The organism is Maribacter aquimarinus (assembly GCF_047345505.1).
GTDB lineage: Bacteria > Bacteroidota > Bacteroidia > Flavobacteriales > Flavobacteriaceae > Maribacter.
Genome location: NZ_JBLFEO010000068.1, coordinates 1 through 1,408, shown reverse-complemented (window position 1 = coordinate 1,408; position 1,408 = coordinate 1). Strand labels below are relative to the sequence as shown.

Genomic DNA, 1,408 nt, shown 5'->3' with positions numbered 1-1,408 from the left:
CGCTGCAAACCTCCCTTCCAATACAGACCAATCCCCATAGCAGAAAAAGGTACCAAGAACCCGGTGTAGTTCAACACCGCGTTCATGCTCGGTCGTACCGACCGCACGAACGCTTAGTTATTGGGCGCAGTTTTTTTCCGTTCGAGTGTGCCGTTTCCGTTTGCGTACTGCTTAATTTTTTTCTGTTTGCAGTTCGGTTTTCAAGTCCATCTGCGTAAACTTGCTAAAGATTCCATCTACGTTCTGCTTGCGTTCTGATTTTCAATTGCATCTGCGCAAGCTTGCTAAAGATTCCATCTGCGTTCTGTTTGCGTTTTGATATTCAAGTCCGTCTGTGCAAACTTGCTAAAAAGTCCATCTACGTTCTGCTTACGTTTTGATTTTTTAAGTCCGACCGTAATAATTTTGAAAATCCGATTTCGCAGAACTTTTTCGATATTTTCAATTCCCGCTAAAAATTTTCAAAATTGCGCCCAACGGTTCGGCTAAGCGTAGTGCGGGGGCAAGGAAACATTTCGTTTCCGTCTGCGCACGAAGCTAAAGCTTTTGGTTTCGCTTTTTCTTTTTTTTCCAAAGCTAAATCCCAAAGATTTAGCGACATTATAAATATACACAGACCTTTCGGTTTTGCCCTAAAGTCCGCATTACGTTTAGGCATTGTTAGCAACTGGCTTTTCCGTCAGAGTTTGCCGTAAACTATTTTCAATTCCGTTCCGATTACCTTTTCTAATTCGATTAAAAATTCACTCTTGAATTTACCCCAATTCCAAAAAATAAGCCCGAAGTCCCCGAATCCCCAATTTGGCTCAAAGTTGAACTTAGTTATTGAGTTTTCGGATAAACAATTTGAGCATTTTACTAAGTCCGACTCTAAGTTTCCATACCAATTCTCCAATGCGCTGCCCCAATCCTCTTCAATTTGATTTTGTCCACAATTTGGGCAATTAACTTGCTCTAGTCCATTTGCACCATTTTCAAATACTCTTCTTTCAGTTATTATTTCAAGTCCATTTGTTTTTGAGTCCAAAAATCCTTCGTATTGTTTTTCAAGAATAGAACCGAAATTTTCTGCGGGTTTGTGTCCAGTTGAACCTAAAACACAATCTGAGAGTTCTTTTTGAATAATTTTCTTTTCAGTTAAAAAGCTAATAATTCTATCCGCCAATTCTTGGGAATCTGCCTGATTAGTTTTTTCAGAAACTATGGATGTATAATGGTCACTCACTTTTTTAAGCTTGTTGCTAACGGTCTAGTGTATGATTTCGTTGCGTGTTTTAAGCACTTAATTTAGGGCTTGCTGATTTTCGCAAGGATTATAAACTTTAGGCCGCTACGATTCGGGGCGCATTTCGGCCACCATTTCCGATCGGTGCAAAAACCTTGCTTAAGAGCCCCTTTATGACGCCAG

At 40.0% G+C, this 1,408-nt stretch carries 1 protein-coding gene; it reads right to left on the bottom strand.

The features are described from left to right. Positions 1-679: 679 nt before the first annotated feature. Positions 680-1,225, bottom strand: a complete 546-nt coding sequence (locus ACKWCC_RS19235) for a hypothetical protein (RefSeq protein ID WP_413997594.1) — start codon at positions 1,223-1,225, stop codon at positions 680-682. Between the last annotated feature and the right edge of the window lie 183 nt (positions 1,226-1,408).